This is a genomic window from Cellulomonas persica, from assembly GCF_007989825.1.
Classification (GTDB): domain Bacteria; phylum Actinomycetota; class Actinomycetes; order Actinomycetales; family Cellulomonadaceae; genus Cellulomonas; species Cellulomonas persica.
Map to the genome: position 1 here is coordinate 41,401 of NZ_BJUA01000016.1, position 18,365 is coordinate 59,765.

13 protein-coding genes and 1 tRNA gene are annotated in these 18,365 nt (G+C 72.7%); 11 read left to right on the forward strand and 3 right to left on the reverse strand.

From position 1 onward, the window contains the following. Positions 1-48: 48 nt before the first annotated feature. The gene (locus CPE01_RS13925; RefSeq protein ID WP_146807441.1) at positions 49-708 is read right to left on the reverse strand and encodes a TetR/AcrR family transcriptional regulator; all 660 of its coding nucleotides are present in this window, start codon (positions 706-708) and stop codon (positions 49-51) included. A gap of 296 nt (positions 709-1,004) precedes the next feature. Here CPE01_RS13925 and CPE01_RS13930 point away from each other — a divergent pair. Both CPE01_RS13930 and CPE01_RS13935 read left to right on the forward strand, forming a co-directional pair. Further along, positions 1,005-1,079: transfer RNA gene (locus tag CPE01_RS13930), tRNA-Gln, on the forward strand. An 83-nt stretch (positions 1,080-1,162) separates the two neighbouring features. Then, on the forward strand, positions 1,163-1,780 hold the full coding sequence (locus CPE01_RS13935) for a hypothetical protein (RefSeq protein ID WP_146807421.1): 618 nt from the start codon (positions 1,163-1,165) through the stop codon (positions 1,778-1,780). Here CPE01_RS13935 and CPE01_RS13940 read toward each other — a convergent pair. Beyond that, a complete protein-coding gene (locus tag CPE01_RS13940) occupies positions 1,752-3,650 on the reverse strand; it encodes a carboxypeptidase regulatory-like domain-containing protein (RefSeq protein WP_186811551.1) in 1,899 nt (632 codons plus the stop codon). The two genes, CPE01_RS13935 and CPE01_RS13940, sit on opposite strands and share 29 nt — an antisense overlap. Before the next feature lie 277 nt (positions 3,651-3,927). Here CPE01_RS13940 and glmU point away from each other — a divergent pair, with 277 nt between their 5' ends. The 6 genes from glmU to CPE01_RS13970 all read left to right on the forward strand — a co-directional run bounded on the left by glmU (position 3,928) and on the right by CPE01_RS13970 (position 11,728). Next, positions 3,928-5,598: a bifunctional UDP-N-acetylglucosamine diphosphorylase/glucosamine-1-phosphate N-acetyltransferase GlmU gene (glmU, locus tag CPE01_RS13945; RefSeq protein WP_146807423.1), complete on the forward strand. Its 1,671-nt coding sequence runs from the start codon at positions 3,928-3,930 to the stop codon at positions 5,596-5,598. Then, on the forward strand, positions 5,595-6,581 hold the full coding sequence (locus CPE01_RS13950; protein WP_146807424.1) for a ribose-phosphate diphosphokinase: 987 nt from the start codon (positions 5,595-5,597) through the stop codon (positions 6,579-6,581). Before glmU ends, CPE01_RS13950 begins: the two co-directional genes overlap by 4 nt. 320 nt (positions 6,582-6,901) lie before the next feature. Next, positions 6,902-7,489, forward strand: coding sequence for a 50S ribosomal protein L25/general stress protein Ctc (locus tag CPE01_RS13955; protein WP_146807425.1), 588 nt, complete (start codon positions 6,902-6,904; stop codon positions 7,487-7,489). A 94-nt stretch (positions 7,490-7,583) separates the two neighbouring features. Then, complete coding sequence (gene pth, locus CPE01_RS13960; RefSeq protein ID WP_146807426.1) at positions 7,584-8,204, forward strand: aminoacyl-tRNA hydrolase; 621 nt, start codon at positions 7,584-7,586, stop codon at positions 8,202-8,204. Positions 8,205-8,396: 192 nt separating this feature from the next. After that, on the forward strand, positions 8,397-9,881 hold the full coding sequence (locus CPE01_RS13965) for a sugar transferase (RefSeq protein ID WP_246783955.1): 1,485 nt from the start codon (positions 8,397-8,399) through the stop codon (positions 9,879-9,881). 2 nt (positions 9,882-9,883) lie between these two features. After that, on the forward strand, positions 9,884-11,728 hold the full coding sequence (locus CPE01_RS13970; protein ID WP_146807428.1) for a DUF4012 domain-containing protein: 1,845 nt from the start codon (positions 9,884-9,886) through the stop codon (positions 11,726-11,728). A gap of 83 nt (positions 11,729-11,811) precedes the next feature. Here the strand turns inward: CPE01_RS13970 and CPE01_RS13975 are convergent, their stop codons facing one another. Beyond that, positions 11,812-14,322, reverse strand: a complete 2,511-nt coding sequence (locus CPE01_RS13975) for a PKD domain-containing protein (protein WP_146807429.1) — start codon at positions 14,320-14,322, stop codon at positions 11,812-11,814. Between the two features lie 491 nt (positions 14,323-14,813). On the opposite strand from CPE01_RS13975, the gene CPE01_RS13980 reads away from it, so the two are divergent. From CPE01_RS13980 to CPE01_RS13990, 3 genes are all read left to right on the forward strand, one after another. Beyond that, positions 14,814-16,049 (forward strand): DUF1972 domain-containing protein, encoded by a 1,236-nt coding sequence (locus tag CPE01_RS13980; protein WP_222592935.1) that lies wholly within the window; start codon positions 14,814-14,816, stop codon positions 16,047-16,049. Beyond that, positions 16,042-16,788, forward strand: coding sequence for a CDP-alcohol phosphatidyltransferase family protein (locus CPE01_RS13985; protein ID WP_246783956.1), 747 nt, complete (start codon positions 16,042-16,044; stop codon positions 16,786-16,788). Before CPE01_RS13980 ends, CPE01_RS13985 begins: the two co-directional genes overlap by 8 nt. Positions 16,789-17,071: 283 nt before the next feature. Then, the gene (locus CPE01_RS13990) at positions 17,072-18,358 is read left to right on the forward strand and encodes a right-handed parallel beta-helix repeat-containing protein (protein WP_146807430.1); all 1,287 of its coding nucleotides are present in this window, start codon (positions 17,072-17,074) and stop codon (positions 18,356-18,358) included. Positions 18,359-18,365: the final 7 nt, after the last annotated feature.

Genomic DNA, 18,365 nt, shown 5'->3' on the forward strand with positions numbered 1-18,365 from the left:
AGCCCAGGACGTGCGGGCCGTCTCGGGTGGGATCCGATTCCGCGCCGGTCAGGAGTCGTCGGCGGCCGTGCGCCCGGACGTCGCCGGGGACTGGCCGATCGTCTCGTTCGTCGTGGCCTTGGTCAGCGTGGGCCGACGCTCGAGCCCCATGAGGCCGTTCCAGGCGAGGTTCACCAGGTGCGCCGCGACGTCGGCCTTCCCGGGCCGACGCGCGTCGAGCCACCACTGCCCGGTCAGCGCCACCATCCCGACGAGCATCTGGGCGTAGATCGGCGCGGTCTTGGGGTCCAGGCCCTGCTTCTTGAACTGGTCGGCGAGCAGGTGCTCGACCTGCGTCGCGACGTCGCCGATCAGGCTCGAGAACGTGCCGATGGCCTGCGCGACCGGCGAGTCCCGCACGAGGATCCGGAAACCCGCCTCGTTCGACTCGATGTAGGACAGCAGCGCGAGCGCGGTCCGCTCGACGAGCACCTTGGGGTGGCCGCCGCCCTCCAGCGCGCCCGTGAGCGCGCCGGTCAGGCCCTGGACCTCACGGTCGACGACGACCGCGTACACGCCTTCCTTGCCGCCGAAGTGCTCGTAGACGACCGGCTTGGAGACCTCGGCGCGCGCCGCGATCTCCTCGACGCTCGTGCCGTCGAAGCCCTTCTCGGCGAACAGCTTGCGCGAGACGTCCAGCAGCTGGGCGCGCCGCTGCACCCCGGTCATCCGGGATCGGGGTGCTCGCTTCTCCGCCACGGCCCCATCATGCCGTGCCACCGCACCCGACCAGGCCCCGTCCCACGCCGTGACCGGCGGCATCACGCGGCCGGGCGACCGGCGCGCCCCCGGCGACGCCGGCCGTCGTGCCGAGCTCGGCACTCCGGACCGAGCTCGGCAGTCCGGACTGCCGAGCTCGCACCAGACTGCCGAGCTCGCGCGCGGGGATGTCGGGCGGGGATGTCGGGCAGGGATGGTCGGGCTGGCAGACTGGGGCGCCGTCGGGCGCCGCGCGCGGCCGACGTTCCGCCCTGGTGTAACGGCAGCACGCAGGCCTTTGGAGCCTCGCGGTCCAGGTTCGAATCCTGGGGGCGGAGCCAGCCGGCGCCCAGCCCAGGCACTCGAAGGAGTGATCCTGCGCCGCTGGGGTACGTGGGCGCTCGCGACCGGCTCATGGAGCGGCATGAGTCGAGATGAGACGACGTTGACCGCCGACCCGACGACCCAGACCCCGGTCGCCCCGACGTCCGCTGCCCCGCCGACGGCCGTGGTCCGCGGCGCGGGGGCAGTGACGGACGACGTGCCCGAGCGCGGTGACGGTGCGCCGCGGCCGGGGTGGGGTCGGGTGGTCGGTGCCGCGGCTGGGACGGCGGTCGTCGTCGGAGTGGGGACCGCGCTCGTCGCGCGGGTGCTGATGCGGCTCGTCGCGGACGTCGTCGACGCCGAGACGGGGTTCTCGGTGGTCGGGACGCTCGGGATCGCGATCGTGTTCTCGGTGCTGATGGTGCCCGCCGCGGCGGGCGGGGCGATCGAGGCTCGTACGCGGCGCGCGGTCGTCGGGCTCGTCGGGGTGCTGACGACGAGCGTCGTGCTGGGGTGGGGGACCGCGACCACCGCGCTCGTCGACCTGGCCGACCACCCGCTGCGCGAGGGCCGCGAGCTCGACCTCGTCGCGCTGCTGCTCGTCGGCTTCGGCGCGACCGTGGTCGTCGGTGCGGTGACTGCCCGCCGCCTCGCCCGGCGGTGGACGCTCGGACGAGGCGGGGACGAGGTCAGCGGACGGTCGCTCGCGCAGCCGTGACGGTCGCGCCGCCCTTCGCGGTCACGGTCGTCGTCGCGTCGCGGTAGCCGCCCACGTAGTCGGGGTCGGTGATCTTCAGGGTCTGCCGGCCGGGCTTGACGCCCGTGAGCGTGTAGCGGCCGGTCGCGTCGGTCGTGGCCTTGTGGCCCTCCTGCGACCAGACCGTGACGCCGATCGCGGGCTTGCCCTTGGTGGTGACGACGAGCCCGGTGATGGTCGCGCCCTTGCCGAGCCGCACGTCCCGCACGGAGTCCTTCCCGGCGCGCACGCTGAGGGCGACCTGCCCCCACGCGAGCGGGCTGGACGCCTTCGGTGTGACCTTCACCTGGTAGCTGCCGGAGACCACGCTGCGGATCGTGTACCTGCCGGTGGACCCGGTGCGCACCGTCGCGTACGCCGTGCCGTACTGGTCGTAGACGTGCACGGACGCCCCCGCGACGGGCTTGCCCGCCCAGTCGGTGACCCTGCCGGACACGGTCCGCAGCTCGCCGCGCGTGAGGGTGCCGAACGTCGCCGTCTTGTGCGCGCGGACGACGACCTGACGGCGCAGGTTCGAGCCGTCGACGTGCACGTAGTACGTCCCGGCGGGCAACGCCGCGAACCCGACCCACCCGTCCGCGTCGGGCCGGAACGTGCCCAGGAACGTGCCGGTCGAGGTCGACAGCGACACGTCCTGCCTGGTGGGGCTCGAGCCCGCGGTCGTGACCTGGCCGTAGATGATCGCGTCGTCCATCAGGGTGATCTGCTTGGCCGCGACGGCCTCGCCCTGCCGTGCCCACACGGTCGTCTTGCCCTCGGCGGGCAGCGACGACGTCCCGCCTTGCGCCTGCAGCGCGACCTCGCCGGTGGCGAGCCCGCGCAGCGTGTACCGGCCGTCGCTGTTCGTCCTGGCGTTCACCTGGCCCTCGCGGTCGGTGTTCCACGCGTAGACCGTGATGCCCTTCGCGGGCCGGCCGTCGCGGCCCACGACACGGCCCTTGACGGTCGCCGAGCGCACGAGCGCGATGTCCGCGACGCCGTCCCTGCCGAGCGGGACGACGACCTTCTTGGCGTCGGGCTTGCGCACGGTGCCGCCGAGGTAGGTCGTGAACCAGCGCCGCTCGGAGTCGCCGGAGACCCGCACGGAGTAGGAGCCGGGTTCGACGTCCCGTGAGTACCGGCCCGACGACGAGGTCTGGACGTATCCGCTGCCGATTAGGACGCGCGCGTCGTCGACAGCCTTGTCACCGAGAGTGACGCGCCCGGTCACGTGCGACTTGCGGACGAGCCGGAAGGCCCTGCCCGTGACGTCGGAGCCCGCCTTCAGCGTCAGCTTCGCGAGCACGGTGCGGCGGTAGACCTCGTGCCACTCGTCGAAGCGCACGGTGTACGAGCCGGCCGGCGCGAAGGTCGCTCCACGACCGTTCACGTCGGTCGGGAGCGTGAGCTCGGCCGTGCGCAGCTCGCGGTAGCCCGAGAGCATCACGTACGGGACCGGCTCGCCGGTCAGGTCGTCGACGACCCGGCCCGACAGGGCGACGAGGCGTGGGTGGACGAACGACACCTCCTCGCTGCCGTCGACGGTGACGGCGACCGTCGCGGGCGCGCTCTGCTCCCAGACGCTGCGGTAGGAGACGACGTAGTCGCCCGCGGGGACGTCCCGGAAGGTGATGACGCCGGAGGCGTCGGTGGCACCCTCGTCGACCGGGTCCTCGTCGGAACCGCCGGCAGGCAGGAGCCTGACGTCCTCGTCGGGGATCGGCGTGCCGCCGCGCGTCGCGACGGTCGCGGTGACGCTGAAGGTCGGGTCTTCGGCCGACGCTGCGGGGGCCATCAGCACCCCCAGTGCGAGAACGAGTGCGCCGATCGACGCGGCCATGCGTGTCCTCATGACGAGGCCCCCTGTCTGACCGCGCACGGTGCGCGCCGTGAGCACCGTCGCAGAGCGGCGGCGGCCGGTCGATCCGGCGAACGGGTGGTGTGTCGCCGCAGGTCGGCGCGTCGGGGTCGTCTCGTCGTCGCCTGTGCACACGGGTGGGTCCTTGGTCACACCGGACGGCCGGGACTCCCGGACCGTCCGGGAGCGGGGGAGCGCGGCGGTAGAGTGACGGACGCGCACGGTTCCGCCGCCCGGATCGTCGGGCACACCCCGCGAGGAGCACCCACAGGTGACCACCCCCCGCCCAGCCGCCGTCATCGTCCTCGCCGCAGGTGAGGGAACGCGGATGCGCTCGGCGACACCCAAGGTCCTGCACACCCTGGCCGGCCGGAGCATGCTCGGGCACGCGCTGGCGACCGCTCAGGCCCTCGACCCGGCCCGCGTGGTCGTCGTCGTGCGGCACGAGCGCGACAAGGTCGCGGCACACGTCGCGGACATCGCGCCCGCCGCGCTGATCGCCGACCAGGACGCCATCCCGGGCACGGGCCGCGCGGTCCAGGTCGCGATGACGGCGCTCGACGCCGCCGCGCAGGCCGGCGCGGTGGCCGCCCTCGACGGACCGGGTGTGCCCGGGTCGGCGTCGGGCGTGCTGCTCGAGGGCGCGGTCGTCGTGGTCGCGGGTGACGTCCCGCTGCTCGACGCGGGCACGCTCGGCGAGCTGCTCGCGGCGCACCACGCGGACGGCAACGCGGTGACGGTGCTGACCACCGAGCTCGAGGACGCGACGGGCTACGGCCGGATCGTGCGTGAGCCCGGCACGGGGGACGTGCTGCGGATCGTCGAGCACAAGGACGCGTCCGACGACGAGCGCGCGATCGGCGAGATCAACTCCTCCATCTACGTGTTCGACGCCGCGGTGCTGCGCAGCGCGCTCGGACGCCTGGGCCGCGACAACGCGCAGGGCGAGGTCTACCTGACCGACGTGCTCGCGATCGCCCGCGAGGACGGCGGGCACGTGCGCGCGCTGCGCACCGACGACCCGTTCGTCGTCGAGGGCGTCAACGACCGCGTCCAGCTCGCGGCGCTCGCGGCCGAGCTCAACCGCCGCCTGCTCGAGGACTGGATGCGCGACGGCGTGACGGTCGTCGACCCGGCGACCACGTGGGTCGACGTGGACGTCGAGCTCGAGCGCGACGTGACGCTCCTGCCCGGCACGCAGCTGCACGGCGCGACCGTGGTCCGCGAGGGTGCGACGGTCGGCCCGGACACCACGCTCACCGACGTCGAGGTCGGCAAGGGCGCGACGGTGTCGCGCACGCACGGCAGCCTCGCGGTGATCGGTGACAAGGCCAGCGTCGGTCCGTTCGCGTACCTGCGCCCCGGCACGGTCCTGGGCCGCAAGGGCAAGATCGGCACGTTCGTCGAGACCAAGAACGCGCAGATCGGCGAGGGCTCGAAGGTCCCCCACCTGTCGTACATCGGCGACGCGACGATCGGCGAGCACTCGAACGTGGGTGCCGCGTCCGTGACCGTCAACTACGACGGCGTGAACAAGCACCGCACGACGATCGGCTCGCACGCCCGCACGGGGGCGGACAACATGTTCGTCGCGCCGGTCACGATCGGTGACGGCGCCTACACGGGCGCCGGTTCGGTGATCCGCCGCGACGTGCCCGCGGGTGCGCTCGGCGTGAGCGCCGGCGCGCAGCGCAACATCGAGGGCTGGGTGCAGCGGTCGCGCGCGGGCACCCCGGCCGCCGAGGCCGCGGCGAAGGCGAACGGCCCCGCCGCACGCGAGGAGGAGCTGTCGCCGCAGGCGCGCGCCGAGCGCGAGCGCGCCGCGACCGCCGCGCGCGGCATCCCGGTGACGCCGCCACCGACCTTGCCCGACCAGCCCGCCCACCTGCCGGACCCGGCACAGGACACCGAGAACGGCACTGAGGGGACCTACACGCGATGACCGGGATCATCTCCCACGACGGCGAGAAGCGACTGGTCGTCGTCTCGGGCCGCGCGCACACCGAGCTGGCGGAGTCGGTGGCCGAGGAGCTCGGCATCGAGCTGGTCCCCACCACCGCGTACGACTTCGCGAACGGGGAGATCTACACGCGGTTCGGTGAGTCGGTGCGTGGCGCGGACGCGTTCGTGCTGCAGTCCCACGCGTCGCCCGTGATCAACAAGTGGATCATGGAGCAGCTGCTCATGGTCGACGCGCTCAAGCGCGCCTCGGCCAAGACGATCACGGTCGTCGCCCCGTTCTACGGCTACGCGCGGCAGGACAAGAAGAGCCGCGGCCGCGAGCCGATCTCGGCACGCCTGCTGGCGGACATGTTCAAGACCGCGGGTGCGGACCGGATCATGTCGGTGGACCTGCACACCTCCCAGATCCAGGGCTTCTTCGACGGGCCGGTCGACCACCTGTGGGCGATGCCGATCCTCGTGGACTACGTCCGCACGCGCGTCGACCTGACGAACGTGACCGTGGTCTCGCCCGACGCGGGTCGTATCCGCGTCGCCGAGCAGTGGGCCGCCAAGCTCGGCGGAGGGCCGCTCGCGTTCGTGCACAAGACGCGTGACGTGCGCACCGCGAACAAGGCCGTCGCGAACCGCGTCGTCGGAGACGTCGAAGGCCGCTCGTGCGTGCTCGTCGACGACCTCATCGACACCGCCGGCACCATCTCGGAGGCCGTGCGCGTCCTCAAGGAGGCCGGCGCGAAGGACGTCATCGTCGCCGCGACGCACGGCATCCTGTCCGAGCCCGCCGTCGGTCGTCTCAGCTCGTGCGGCGTGCGTGAGGTGGTCATCACCGACACGCTGCCGGTCGAGGAGGAGAAGCGGTTCGAGCAGCTCACGGTCCTGTCGATCGCTCCGCTGATCGCCCGGGCGATCCGTGAGGTGTTCGACGACGGCTCGGTGACGAGCCTGTTCGACGGCAACGCCTGAGGCCTCGCACCCGAGCGGCGCGCGAGCGAGCCGCTCGAGAGGCAGCACGCGGATCACGCCGGACCCGGTTGGGCAACCCGTCCGCACCCTGTAAGATCTACGGGTTGCCTCGGCGAGGGACGTCGGACGGTAGGAGCACCACCCACCGCCCGCTCAGTCCGTGATCGACTGGGCGAGCGCCTCCGCGTGTGCGTGACGCCCGTCCTGCGCCCCGCGTCGAGGCCACGCCCGATCTTCCGTCCCCTCGTGGGGCCACCGGCCAAGCGCCAGTCTTCGTCAGTTCCGCGCGCCACCGTGCGCCCAGCACCACTGGAGTCATCGTGTCCGAGGTCAAGCTCGCCGCCACCGCCCGCACCGAGTTCGGCAAGGGCGCCGCGCGCCGCCTGCGCCGCGCCGGTCAGATCCCCGCCGTCCTGTACGGGCACGGCACCGAGCCCGTGCACGTCGCGCTGCCGGGCCACGAGACGATGCTCGCGGTGAAGCACGCCAACGCGCTCTTCGAGATCCAGATCGACGGCAAGCCGGTCCTCGCGCTCGCCAAGGACGTCCAGCGTGAGCCGGTCAAGAACGTCATCGAGCACGTCGACCTGCTCATCGTGAAGAAGGGCGAGAAGGTCCTCGTCGAGATCCCCGTGACGGTCGTCGGCGAGTCGGCCCCCGGCACGATCCACGTCGTCGAGACGCAGACGCTGTCCCTCGAGGCCGAGGCGACGCACCTGCCCGAGTCGGTCGAGGTCGACATCGACGGCCTCGCGGACGGCACGATCGTCAAGGCCGGCGACGTCACGCTGCCGCAGGGCACGACGCTGGCGGGCGACGCCGACATCACGATCGTCGCGATCTCCACGCCGCGTGCCTCGGCCGAGGACCTGGGTGAGGACGCCGAGGGCGCGGCCGACGAGGCCTGAGCCGCACCTGATCGACGCCGACGCCCGGTACCGTTCGCGCGGTACCGGGCGTCCGCGCGTCCGGACTCCGCACCGCCCACTCTGGAGGACCTCCGTGACCGACGGACCTTGGCTCGTCGTGGGGCTCGGCAACCCCGGGCCGCAGTACGCGCGCAACCGGCACAACGTCGGGCAGATGGTGCTCGACGAGCTCGCGCGCCGCACGGGGGCGACGTTCGGCGCGCGCGCGAGCGGGCTGCTGTCCCGCCGGCCTCAGGCCGCGGTCGCCGAGGCGCGGCTCGGTGTGCTGCCCGGCGGAGCGCCCGGCCCGCGCGTCGTGCTCGCCAAGCCCACCACCTACATGAACGTCTCGGGCGGGCCCGTGGCGGCCCTCGCCAAGTACTACGGCGTCGAGCCGGAGCGCGTGGTCATGGTGCACGACGAGCTCGACATCCCGTTCGCGGACGTGCGGCTCAAGCGCGGCGGCGGCGAGGGCGGGCACAACGGCCTGCGCGACACGACGAAGGCGCTCGGCACCAAGGAGTACGTGCGCGTCCGCGTCGGCATCGGCCGGCCCCCGGGCCGGCAGGACCCGGCGGACTTCGTGCTCAAGGACTTCTCCACGACCGAGGCCAAGGACCTGCCGTGGTTGCTCGACCACGCGGCCGACGCCGTCGAGGCCGTGGTCCTCGAGGGCCTCGAGAACGCGCAGCAGAGGTACCACACGAAGGCCTGAGCACCGCGGTCACCCGATGGGCGGACACTCCATCCGGAACCGGGTGAAATCGGACAAAGAACGCTGACGAGGCGTAATCGGGCGCATAGCCTCCTTCTGTCACTGGAACGTCGTGCGGGACGTTCCAGGTACGGACAGGGAGAACTGCTGATGACGCTCACCGTGGGGAGGACCCCGGCCACCCTTCCCGGCTTGCCGGATCGACGTGGACGAGCGGTCGAACCTCGACGGTCCTGGGCGTCGACCGAGCCGTTCGTCGTCCGGGACACGATCTTCAACTCGACCAACGCCCGGCGCGTGCTGTGGCAGCACATGGGGGTGCGGTACGCGCTCCTCGCGATCGCGAGCGACCTGGTGGCGGCAGCGCTCGTCGGTGCTGCCGTGGCCGTGATGGTCGAGCCGACGTCGCGCTCGGTGGTGCTGGCGGCACTCGGTGCGCCGCTGTTCGTCGCCGCCGTGGGTGCCTACCGCGGCTACCTGCGCAACGTGCTCGGCGACGGCCCGACGGAGTTCCAGGCCATCGGCCGCGCCGCGCTGACGCTCGGCGTCGTGCTGATGGCGGTCGCGTACTTCACGCGCGTCGACGTCCCGCGCGAGGTCGTGCTCGTCGGCGTGCCCGGGGTCGTCGTGCTCGCCGGCCTGCAGCGCTACGTGATGCGGCTGCGGCTGCACCGTCAGCGCTCGTCGGGCGAGGCCATGATGGGCACGATCGTCGTGGGCGACCAGAAGTCGGCGGGCCGCGTCGTGCGGGACCTGTCGGACGCCGTGTACCACGGCTACCGGGTCGACGGTGTGTGCCTCCCGTCGGTCGACGACGCGGACCTCGTCGAGGGCGTCCCGGTGGTCGGGGCGATCGCGGACGTGGTGCAGGTCGTCGCGGACCGTGCGGCGGAGGTCGTCGTCGTCACCGGCGCGTCGGTGCACGGCGAGGCGCTGCGTCGCCTGTCGTGGGCGCTCGGTCGCGCGGGCGCGCACCTCGTCGTCGCGCCCGACCTGGTCGAGGTCGCCGGTCCGCGCCTCTCGGTGCGGCCGACCGCGGGCCTGTCGCTGCTCCAGGTCCAGGTGGACCAGCCGCGCCGCCGGCTCGTCGGCAAGTCGCTGCTCGACCTCGTGGTCTCGCTCGTCGCGAGCGTCGTCGCGCTGCCGGTCGTGCTGGTCAGCGCCGTCGCGATCCGCCTCGACTCGCGGGGTCCGGCGTTCTACAAGCAGACGCGCGTGGGCATCGACGGTCAGCCGTTCACGATCTACAAGCTGCGCACGATGTACGTCGACGCCGACCAGCGTCGCGCCGAGCTCGAGGCGCTCTCGGAGGGCAACGACGTCCTGTTCAAGATGCGGCAGGACCCGCGCGTGACGCGCGTGGGCCGTGTGCTGCGCCGGTTCTCGATCGACGAGCTCCCGCAGCTGTGGAACGTGGTGCGCGGCGACATGTCGATCGTCGGACCGCGTCCGCCGCTCGAGTCCGAGGTCGCCGACTACCACGACAGCGCGCACCGCCGGCTGCACGTCAAGCCCGGACTGACGGGTCTGTGGCAGGTCAGTGGACGCTCCGACCTCGACTGGGAGGAGTCGGTCCGGCTCGACCTGCGGTACGTCGACAACTGGTCGGTCGCGATGGACCTCATGATCCTGTGGAAGACGGGCCGGGCCGTGCTGGCCGGGACGGGAGCGTACTGACCGTGCCGACGCCGGCCGCCGTCGGCGAGCCGCAGGCGGCGGGCGACGTGTCCGACGAGAGCGCGACGCCTGGTCCTCGACGCAGGGGGAGGCTCGTCCTGCGTGTCGCGGGAGTCGTGCTGCTGCTCCTGGTCGTGGCCGTCGGCTGGCTGGTGTGGCGGGGCGTCCAGCTCGCGGGTGCGCTGCAGGACGCCGAGGACGACATGGGGACGGCGCGCGCGGCGGTCGACTCGGGTGACGTCGCGGCGCTCGGGGCGCTCGTCCCGGGTCTGCAGGACGCAGCGGGACGCGCGAGCTCGGCGACCGGCGACCCGGTGTGGCGGGCGGCCGAGCACGTGCCCTACCTGGGCCGTCAGCTCCGAGCCGCCTCCGCGGTGAGCGACGCGCTCGACGACATCGCGACCGGCGCGCTCCCGCCGCTGGTCGACGCCGCGGCCGGACTGTCGGCCGACGCCCTCGTGCCGCGCGACGGGCAGATCGACGTCGCTGCGTTGCGGGGCGCGGCACCGGCCGTCGCGCAGGCGAACGCGTCCACCGCGCAGGCGGTCGCGGCGCTGGACGCGGTCGACGTGGACGGCCTCGTCCCGGCGCTCGCGGAGCGGTTCGTGCCCGTGCGCGACGAGCTCGCCGTGCTCGCGGCGCGGCTCGACGAGGCCGACACGGCACTGGCCACGGTGCCCGCGCTGCTCGGCGCGGACGGGCCACGCTCGTACCTCGTCCTCGTGCTCAACCCCGCCGAGCTGCGCAGCGCGGGCGGGATCGTGGGCTCGGTGCTCGAGCTGCACGCGACCGACGGCCGGCTCGAGTTCGGCGAGCAGCGGCCGTCGCGGTCGCTGGCCCGGCCCGACGGCACCGTGCTGCCGTTGACCGTCGCCGAGCGTGCGCTGCTCGGCGACGCGCCCGCGCGGTTCATGCAGTCGGTCACGGCGACGCCCGACTTCGCGCGGACCGCCGAGCTCGCCCGCGCGCTGTGGTCGCTCGACACGGGCCGCGACGTCGACGGCGTGCTGACCGTCGACCCTGTCGTGCTCGCCTCGCTCCTGACGGTGATCGGCCCGACGACGACCCCCGACGGGACCGTGCTGGACGCCGACAACGCGCTGCCCACCCTGCTCTCGGACGTCTACCGGCAGCTCCCGGACGGCGACGACTCGGACGCGTACTTCGCGGCCGTCGCGCAGGCCGTGACGAGCGCGACGCTCGCGGGCGGGTACGACGGCGCCGCGATGGTCGATGCGCTGCGCGGTGCGGTCGACGACGGGCGCGTCGCGGTGTGGACGTCCGACGAGACGCTCATGGCCGCGCTGCGAGATGCGGGTCTCGTGCACGACTTCCTGGGCGACGACCCTGCGGCGAGCCGGACCGCGGGGGTGTTCCTCAACGACCGCACGGTCTCGAAGATGGACTACTACCTGCGGACCGACCTGGTGGCCGACGACCTGACGTGCGGGACGGACGGCGCGAGCGCGCAGCTCACGCTGACCATGACGAGCACCGCACCCGCCGACGCGGCGACGAGCCTGCCGGTGTACGTCACGGGCGGCGGGGTCAACGGGGTGCCCGCGGGGCGGATCGCGACGCAGGTGCTGCTGTACGCGCCGCGCGACGGCACGCTCGGCGAGGTGACCGTGAGCATCGACGGTGCGGAGCCGGTCGTCGTCGGACCGCAGGTGCAGGTGCAGGACGGACGTGAGGTCGGCGCGGTCGACCTCACGCTCGCGCCCGGCCAGAGCGCGACGGTGCAGGTGCGCATGTCCTCGGCCGCGGGGCAGGACGCGATCGGCGTCGAGCGCACGCCAGGGCTCGACGCCGGCCGGCAGGGTCCGGAGCTGCGCTGCGCGGGATGACGCCGGCGACCCAGGACATGACGAGGGCGGACGCGGCTCTCGCCACGCCCGCCCTCGTCGCGTCGTGCTAGACGCTCACCGCGTCAGAAGTTGGTGCGCTTCACCTCGGTGCCGTCGGTCCACTCGTTGCCCGTCACGTCGAGCGTCCAGGCGGACGGGACACGGATCGCGCAGTTCTTGTGGATCTGGCCGCGACCGAAGACGTTGCCGGTGATCGTCGCCCCGGGCAGCGCGCCGCGGTTGTCGGCGAGGTTGATCGAGCAGCCGCCGTTGTCGATCCAGTTGTCGGTGACCGTGATGCCCGTCACCGGTGCGGTCGCCTGCGTGATCATGAGGGCCGCGCTGTAGGAGTCCTCGATCGTGTTGTGGTGGATCGTGATGTTCGCGCCACCCTGGATCTGGATGCTGTCGTCGTGGCTCGGGCCGCCGCTCCAGTTCGGGTCGTTGTCGTAGTGCGAGTTGTCGTGCAGCCACGAGTCGACGACCGTGACGTTGTCACCGTGGATGTGCACCGGGTCGACGACACCGGAGATGTCGACGCGCCGCAGCGTGAAGTTCCAGCCCTTGACGCCGTCGACGTTCGGCGACAGCTCGCTCGCACGGATCGTCGTGTCCTCGATCGTCACCGAGTAGGCGTCGTTCTGGACGCGCACCATGTCGTTGCGCTGCGCGGGGACCGTGCCACGGATGTAGGAGTTGCGGATCACGACGTTCTTGGCCTTGATCAGGACGTAGCCGCGGATGTCCCAGCCGTCGATGACGGTGCCGTCCTGGGTGACCGTGAGGTTGCCCTCGTGGACGGTCGAGAACTTGCCCGTGCGAGCGCCGGTGTTGGTCGCGCCGGGCTGCTCCTTGCCGGTCTCGGTCGTCTCGTCGGTGCCGGGGTCGGACGGGTCGGGCGTGACGGTCCGGTCGTCGGTCGTCGTCGCGCGCAGGTCGCTCCACGACGAGGTGAACGGGGCGTTCGTCGCGTTGCTCCCGAGGTAGGTGCTCACCCCGATGCCGCCCTTGGCCTGCAGCGCCGCGGTGCTGTCGGTCGCGACGACCATCCAGTCGGTCGGCTCGGCGGTGCCGAGCTTCCATGCCTTGGCGCGCAGCGTGGTCGGGGCGGTACCCGAGACCTGCACCCGGATGCGGACCTTGTCGCCGGTCGTGTAGCCGGGGTACGTGACGTACTTCAGCGTCGAGGAGTTCGCCGCGACGCCGAGCTGCGCGGCGCCGCCCTCGAGCAGGCGCAGGCGGGCGCTGTAGCTGCTGGAGCCGACCTTGCGGCCGATCACCGTGACGTACGCGCCCGAACCGGTCGCGGGCTTGTCGACGCTCACGGTGGTCGTGAGGTCGGTCTCGGTGCTCGCGACGGAGGCGAGCTCCGACGTGCGGGTCGAGCCGCCGGCGGTGACGACCTGGCGGCCGGTCTTCGACGCCACGGAGTAGGAGGAGGCGCTGCCGGCGTGCGTCCAGGTGCCGCCCTGGTCGGCCGTGCCCCAGCCGCCGGTGCGCGCGACGGAGAAGTCGTCCGCGGCGAGCGTCACGGGCGCGGGCTTGGTGACGACGACGTCCTTCGTGGTGACCGAGGTGTCGCCGTCGTTGTCCGTGACGGCGAGCGTGGCCGCGTACGTCCCCGCATCGGTGTAGGTGTGCTCGGCGGTCGGGCCGGTCGTGACCGTTCCGTCGCCGAACGCCCAGGTGTACTGCTCGATCTCGCCGTCGGTGTCCTGCGAGTCGGCGGCGTCGAACTGTGCCGCGAGGTCGGCCGTCTCGCTCGTGAAGGCGGCGGTCGGCAGGGTGTTCGGCACGTCGACGAGCTGCGACACCGTGATGTCGTCGTAGGCGAACGTCTGCGGGACGTTGGTGACCGAGCCGGACAGGTACGAGTTGACCGCGACGTCGCCCGCCTGCTGCAGCGCGGCGGTCGAGCTCGTGGTGGTGAGCATCCAGTCGCTGGGCTCGGCCGTGCCCGCGGCCCACGCCTTCGCCCGCAGCGTCGTGGGGGAGGTGCCGACGACCTCGACCTTGACGGAGATCGCGTCGCCCGCGCCGAACGTGCCGGGCAGCGTCGTGGTGGTCAGCGACGTGCCGCTCTCGACGAGCGCGAGCGTCGTGACGCCGGTGGTCTGCAGGCGCACCTTCGCGCCGTAGTGGGCGCTGCCGACGCGGCGCGCGAGGTAGGACAGGTGGGTGCCCGAGCCGGTCTGCGCGGACTGCGCGGTGGTCGTCGCGGTCAGCACGGTGTCGGTGGACGTCGCGCCGGGGAGCGCGGACGTGATGGTCGAGCCTGCGCGGGTGACGGTCAGCAGGCCCTTGCCGCCCGTGGCCGTGAACTGCGTCGCCGTGCCCGTGTGCTCCCAGGCGCCGCCCGTCTCGGCGGTGCCCCATCCGGCGGAGCTCGTGCGGGTGAACGTGTCGGCCCCGACGGTGCGCCACTCCTGGCGGACGGTGGGTTCGACGGTCGCGTCGGGGAGGGAGACCTCGGCGGCGGTCGCGGACTGCGCGGGGAGGGCCAGGCCGGCGGCGACGAGTGCTGCCAGTGCGGTCGCGCTGAGCAGGGCGGACGGCCTGCGAGCGCTCACGCCGGGCAGGGAGGGGTGCTTCATGCGTGCTCCATCAAAGGGGGTGAATGTGCGGGTGAAATTGGCCGGAGCGTCTTTGGCTCGGGGGGCGGTCGGTGAATGCGCCTCGCTGGACCAATCGGAGGAACCGGCATAGAAGTTATCGGCGAGCAGGTTCCGGATTTGTGGTCCTTAGGGCCTATTAAGTCCCAGATGTCGACAATGCTCCGGGCAACAATGCAGGTCACAGACATGCAGGCATGAGCAAATTGGACATGTGAGGGAGTTGTGAGCGTCCCTGGCAAATCGCGTGGACCGGTGGCAGATTGCACAACTGGTGCCACATGTCCGAATTGCGCCGTGACGCGGGTCACCTATTCGTCGGGCCTTTGCTCGCACATGTGCGCTACGCCACGGCCGGTGCCTGCGGCCCGCTCGCCCGCGGCGCGAGGGCCAAGCGGGTGAAACCGGACAAGACGGCGTGAAAGACGCGAAAAGGGTCGATATCCTCGCGTGGTCGCCTACTCGGGGAGCTGATGACGTTGGGCAAGGAGCGGCAGGGGGCCGACCGCGGGTCGGGGCCGCTGGCCGTCGCGATGATCGGGACGCGCGGCGTCCCGGCGCGCTACGGCGGGTTCGAGACCGCGATCGAGGAGGTCGGCCGTCGGCTCGCCGACCGCGGCCACCGGGTCGTCGTCTACTCCCGCTCGCACCCGCAGGACGACGGCGGCCGCAGCCACCTCGGCATGGAGCGGGTCGTGCTCCCCGCGCTGCGCAAGCGGTCGCTCGAGACGCTGAGCCACACGGCGCTGTCGGTGGGCCACGTGCTGGGGCACCGGGTCGACGCCGCGTTCGTCTTCAACGCCGCGAACGCCCCGCTCCTGCCGGTGCTGCGCGCCGCGCGCATCCCGGTGGCGACGCACGTCGACGGCCTCGAGTGGAAGCGCGCGAAGTGGGGGCCCACCGGGCGGCGCTACTACCGCCGCGCCGAGGAGCTCGCGGTGCGCTGGTCCGACGCGCTCATCGCGGACGCCCCGGGCATCGCGCAGTACTACGACGACGAGTTCGGGGTGCCGACGCGCTACCTCGCGTACGGCGCCCCCGTCATCGCACCCGACGGCGACCGGCTCGCCGAGCTCGACCTGCGTCCCGGCGGGTACCACCTCGTCGTCGCGCGCTTCGAGCCCGAGAACCACGTCGAGGTCGCCGTCGCGGGGTACGTCGCGAGCGGGGCGACGCTGCCGCTCGTCGTCGTCGGCTCGGCGCCGTACGCGGACGCGTACACGCAGCGTGTGCACGCGGCCGCGGCGGGCGACCCGCGCGTGCGGTTCCTCGGCGGCGTGTGGGACGCCGAGCTGCTCGACCAGCTCTACGCCAACGCGGCCACCTACGTGCACGGCCACAGCGTGGGCGGGACGAACCCCTCGCTCCTGCGGGCGATCGGCGCCGGCACCGCGACGCTCGCGTTCGACGTCTCGTTCAACCGGGACGTGCTGCGCGGGGACGGCCGCTACTTCGGGGACGCCGCGAGCCTCGCGCGCGTGCTCGACGAGGCGGAGGCCGACCCGGGCGCGACCGCGTCGGCGGGCGAGCGGCTGCGCGAGCGTGCGCGCGACTTCGACTGGGACGACGTCGCAGCGGGGTACGAGGAGCTCGCGCGGGACCTGGTCGCGCGACGCGTGCCCGGCCCGCAGCGCGTGCGGCGCCGGGGTGCGCCCGAGCGCGAGGCCGCGCGACCCGTCGCGGCGACGGCGGTGGCGCACGGTGACTGAGCGATCGACGGCCGTGCCTCCCGGCGAGCGCTCACGCTCGTACCGTGAGGCGTACGCACGCCTGGTGGCGGCGCAGAAGACCGCCGCGCGCGGCGCCCCCGCGTACTCGAGGTACGTCAACCGGCGGCTGGGGCGGTTCCTGGCTGCCTGGGCGTACTCGCGCGGCCTGTCGCCCAACCAGGTCACCGGGCTCAGCGCCCTGGCGACCTTCACGGGCATCGCCCTGCTCGCCCTGCTGCCGCAGACGCTCTGGCTCGGCGCGGTCGTCGCCGCGCTGCTCGTCCTGGGCTACGCGCTGGACTCCGCCGACGGTCAGGTCGCGCGGCTGTCCGGGACGTCGAGCCAGGCGGGGGAGTGGCTCGACCACGTCGTCGACTCGACGAAGGTCGTCACCCTGCCGCTCGCGCTGCTCGTGGGCCTCGCCCGGTTCGGCGAGCTCGGCGACGGCTGGCTGCTGATCCCCTTGCTGCACGCGGTCGTCGGCACGGTCCTGTTCTTCGCGATGATCCTCACCGAGCAGATGCGCCGCGCGCGGGGGACGACGAGCGTCGCGGAGCCGGGGGCGGCGGGCCGGCTGCGTGCGCTGCTCCTGGTGCCCACCGACTACGGCGTCCTGTGCGTCTCCTTCCTCCTGCTCGGGTTCCCCCTCGTGTTCCTGTCCGTGTACGGCTTGCTCGTGGTGTGCACGACGCTGTTCCTCGTCGCCGCTCTCGTGAAGTGGTTCCGCGAGCTCGCCTGACCTGTCCTATTCGTCATAGTTCCCTCGTCAGTGTGACGAAGGTCACATCTTGATGTCGGCGACGTCACGTTTCTGCCGTCATGCCTGGTAGATGCGGCAGACGCACGCCCGGCCCCGGCCGTGCCCGACATCCGGCCGCGCCACCCGATCGGCAGGCGGCATTCACTCGTCCGTGTCCCTCCCCCTAGGCTCACCGACCAGCGACGACGCCCCGTGCGCCGTCGTGGCGCGTCGGGCACGACGCGCGTGACCGCGATCGTCGGACGTAGGGACACACCGGGCCATGATCGGACAACGAGCACTCTCGACGGTCGCCACCGTCGTCGGCGCGCTGATCCTCGGCATGGTGGCGGGCGGAGTGGCCTCCGCACAGGTGACGCTCGAGCAGTCGGCGTCCCCGCTCGAGCCGGTCGTCGCCGCACGCCCCACCCCCGCGCCCGGTGCGGCAGGTGCCGGCTCCGCCCCGCGGCAGGGGGGCTCCCCGGCCGGCTCGTCCGCGACCGGGACGTTCGGCGGGTCCGGGACGATCGGCGCGGCCGGGACCGGCGGCAGCGCCGCCGCGGTCTGCCTCGCGGGCTTCTGGCGCTGCAACGGCGTCGACCGGCCCATCTCGCGCAACCGTCCCGGCATCACCACCCCCGCTCCGAGCCCGTCCGCGACGCCCACCGCGAGCGCCTCGCCGACGAGCAGCCCGACGCCTCGGCCGAGCGCGAGCCCCACGCCGACCCGCAGTCCGAGCCCGAGCGCGAGCCCGACGCCGACCAAGCCGCCGACGACGGCGCCGCCGTCCAGCGGCCGTCCCGGCCCCGACAACACGGGCGTCCCCACCGGCACGAAGCTGTCGGTCGTCGAGGGTGACGTGAAGGTGACCGAGCCCAACACGGTGATCAGCGGCAAGGAGATCCGCGGCATCGTCTGGGTGCAGGCGCCCGGCACCGTGATCCGCAACTCGGTGATCAACGGCCGTGCCGTGAGCTCGAGCCTCGCGCTCGTCATGGTGCAGAGCGGCGGGAGCGTGACGATCGAGGACTCCGAGCTCTACGCCCGGATCCCGTCCCCGTACCTGCGCGGCATCATCGGCAGCGACTTCACGCTGACGCGCGTCGACATCCACACCGTGACCGACCAGCTCATGCTCACGGACGGGGACGTCCTGGTGCAGGACTCGTGGCTGCACGACAACGTGCGGTTCGAGAAGGACCCGAACCAGGGCGGCGCCACGACGCACGACGACAACGTGCAGATCAGCAAGGGCGACAACATCAAGCTGCTGCGCAACACGTTCTCGGGTTCGAGCAGCGCGTCGCTCATGGTCACGCAGGACCAGGGCGCGGTGAGCAACCTCGTGCTGTCGGGCAACCACATCAGCGACGGCGGTTGCGCGGTGAACCTCGCCGAGAAGGGCTACGGGACGATCAGTCCCACGACGCTCACGAACAACGTGTTCACCCGCACCCAGATCCACTCGGGCTGCGCGATCATCGCGGACCAGGGGACCCTCAACGCCCTGACGATCTCGGGCAACACCTGGTCCGACGGCACGGCGGTCAAGGCGCGACCCCGCAGCTGACCTGCAG

What these genes read in the sequence shown, in the direction of transcription:
- CPE01_RS13935 (WP_146807421.1), top strand. Translation starts at nt 1,163, where the DNA reads ATGAGTCGAGATGAGACGACGTTGACCGCCGACCCGACGACCCAGACC.
- CPE01_RS13990 (WP_146807430.1), top strand. Translation starts at nt 17,072, where the DNA reads ATGATCGGACAACGAGCACTCTCGACGGTCGCCACCGTCGTCGGCGCG.
- CPE01_RS13940 (WP_186811551.1), bottom strand. Translation starts at nt 3,650, where the DNA reads ATGAGGACACGCATGGCCGCGTCGATCGGCGCACTCGTTCTCGCACTG.
- CPE01_RS13980 (WP_222592935.1), top strand. Translation starts at nt 14,814, where the DNA reads ATGACGTTGGGCAAGGAGCGGCAGGGGGCCGACCGCGGGTCGGGGCCG.
- CPE01_RS13975 (WP_146807429.1), bottom strand. Translation starts at nt 14,322, where the DNA reads ATGAAGCACCCCTCCCTGCCCGGCGTGAGCGCTCGCAGGCCGTCCGCC.
- CPE01_RS13950 (WP_146807424.1), top strand. Translation starts at nt 5,595, where the DNA reads ATGACCGGGATCATCTCCCACGACGGCGAGAAGCGACTGGTCGTCGTC.
- CPE01_RS13925 (WP_146807441.1), bottom strand. Translation starts at nt 708, where the DNA reads ATGACCGGGGTGCAGCGGCGCGCCCAGCTGCTGGACGTCTCGCGCAAG.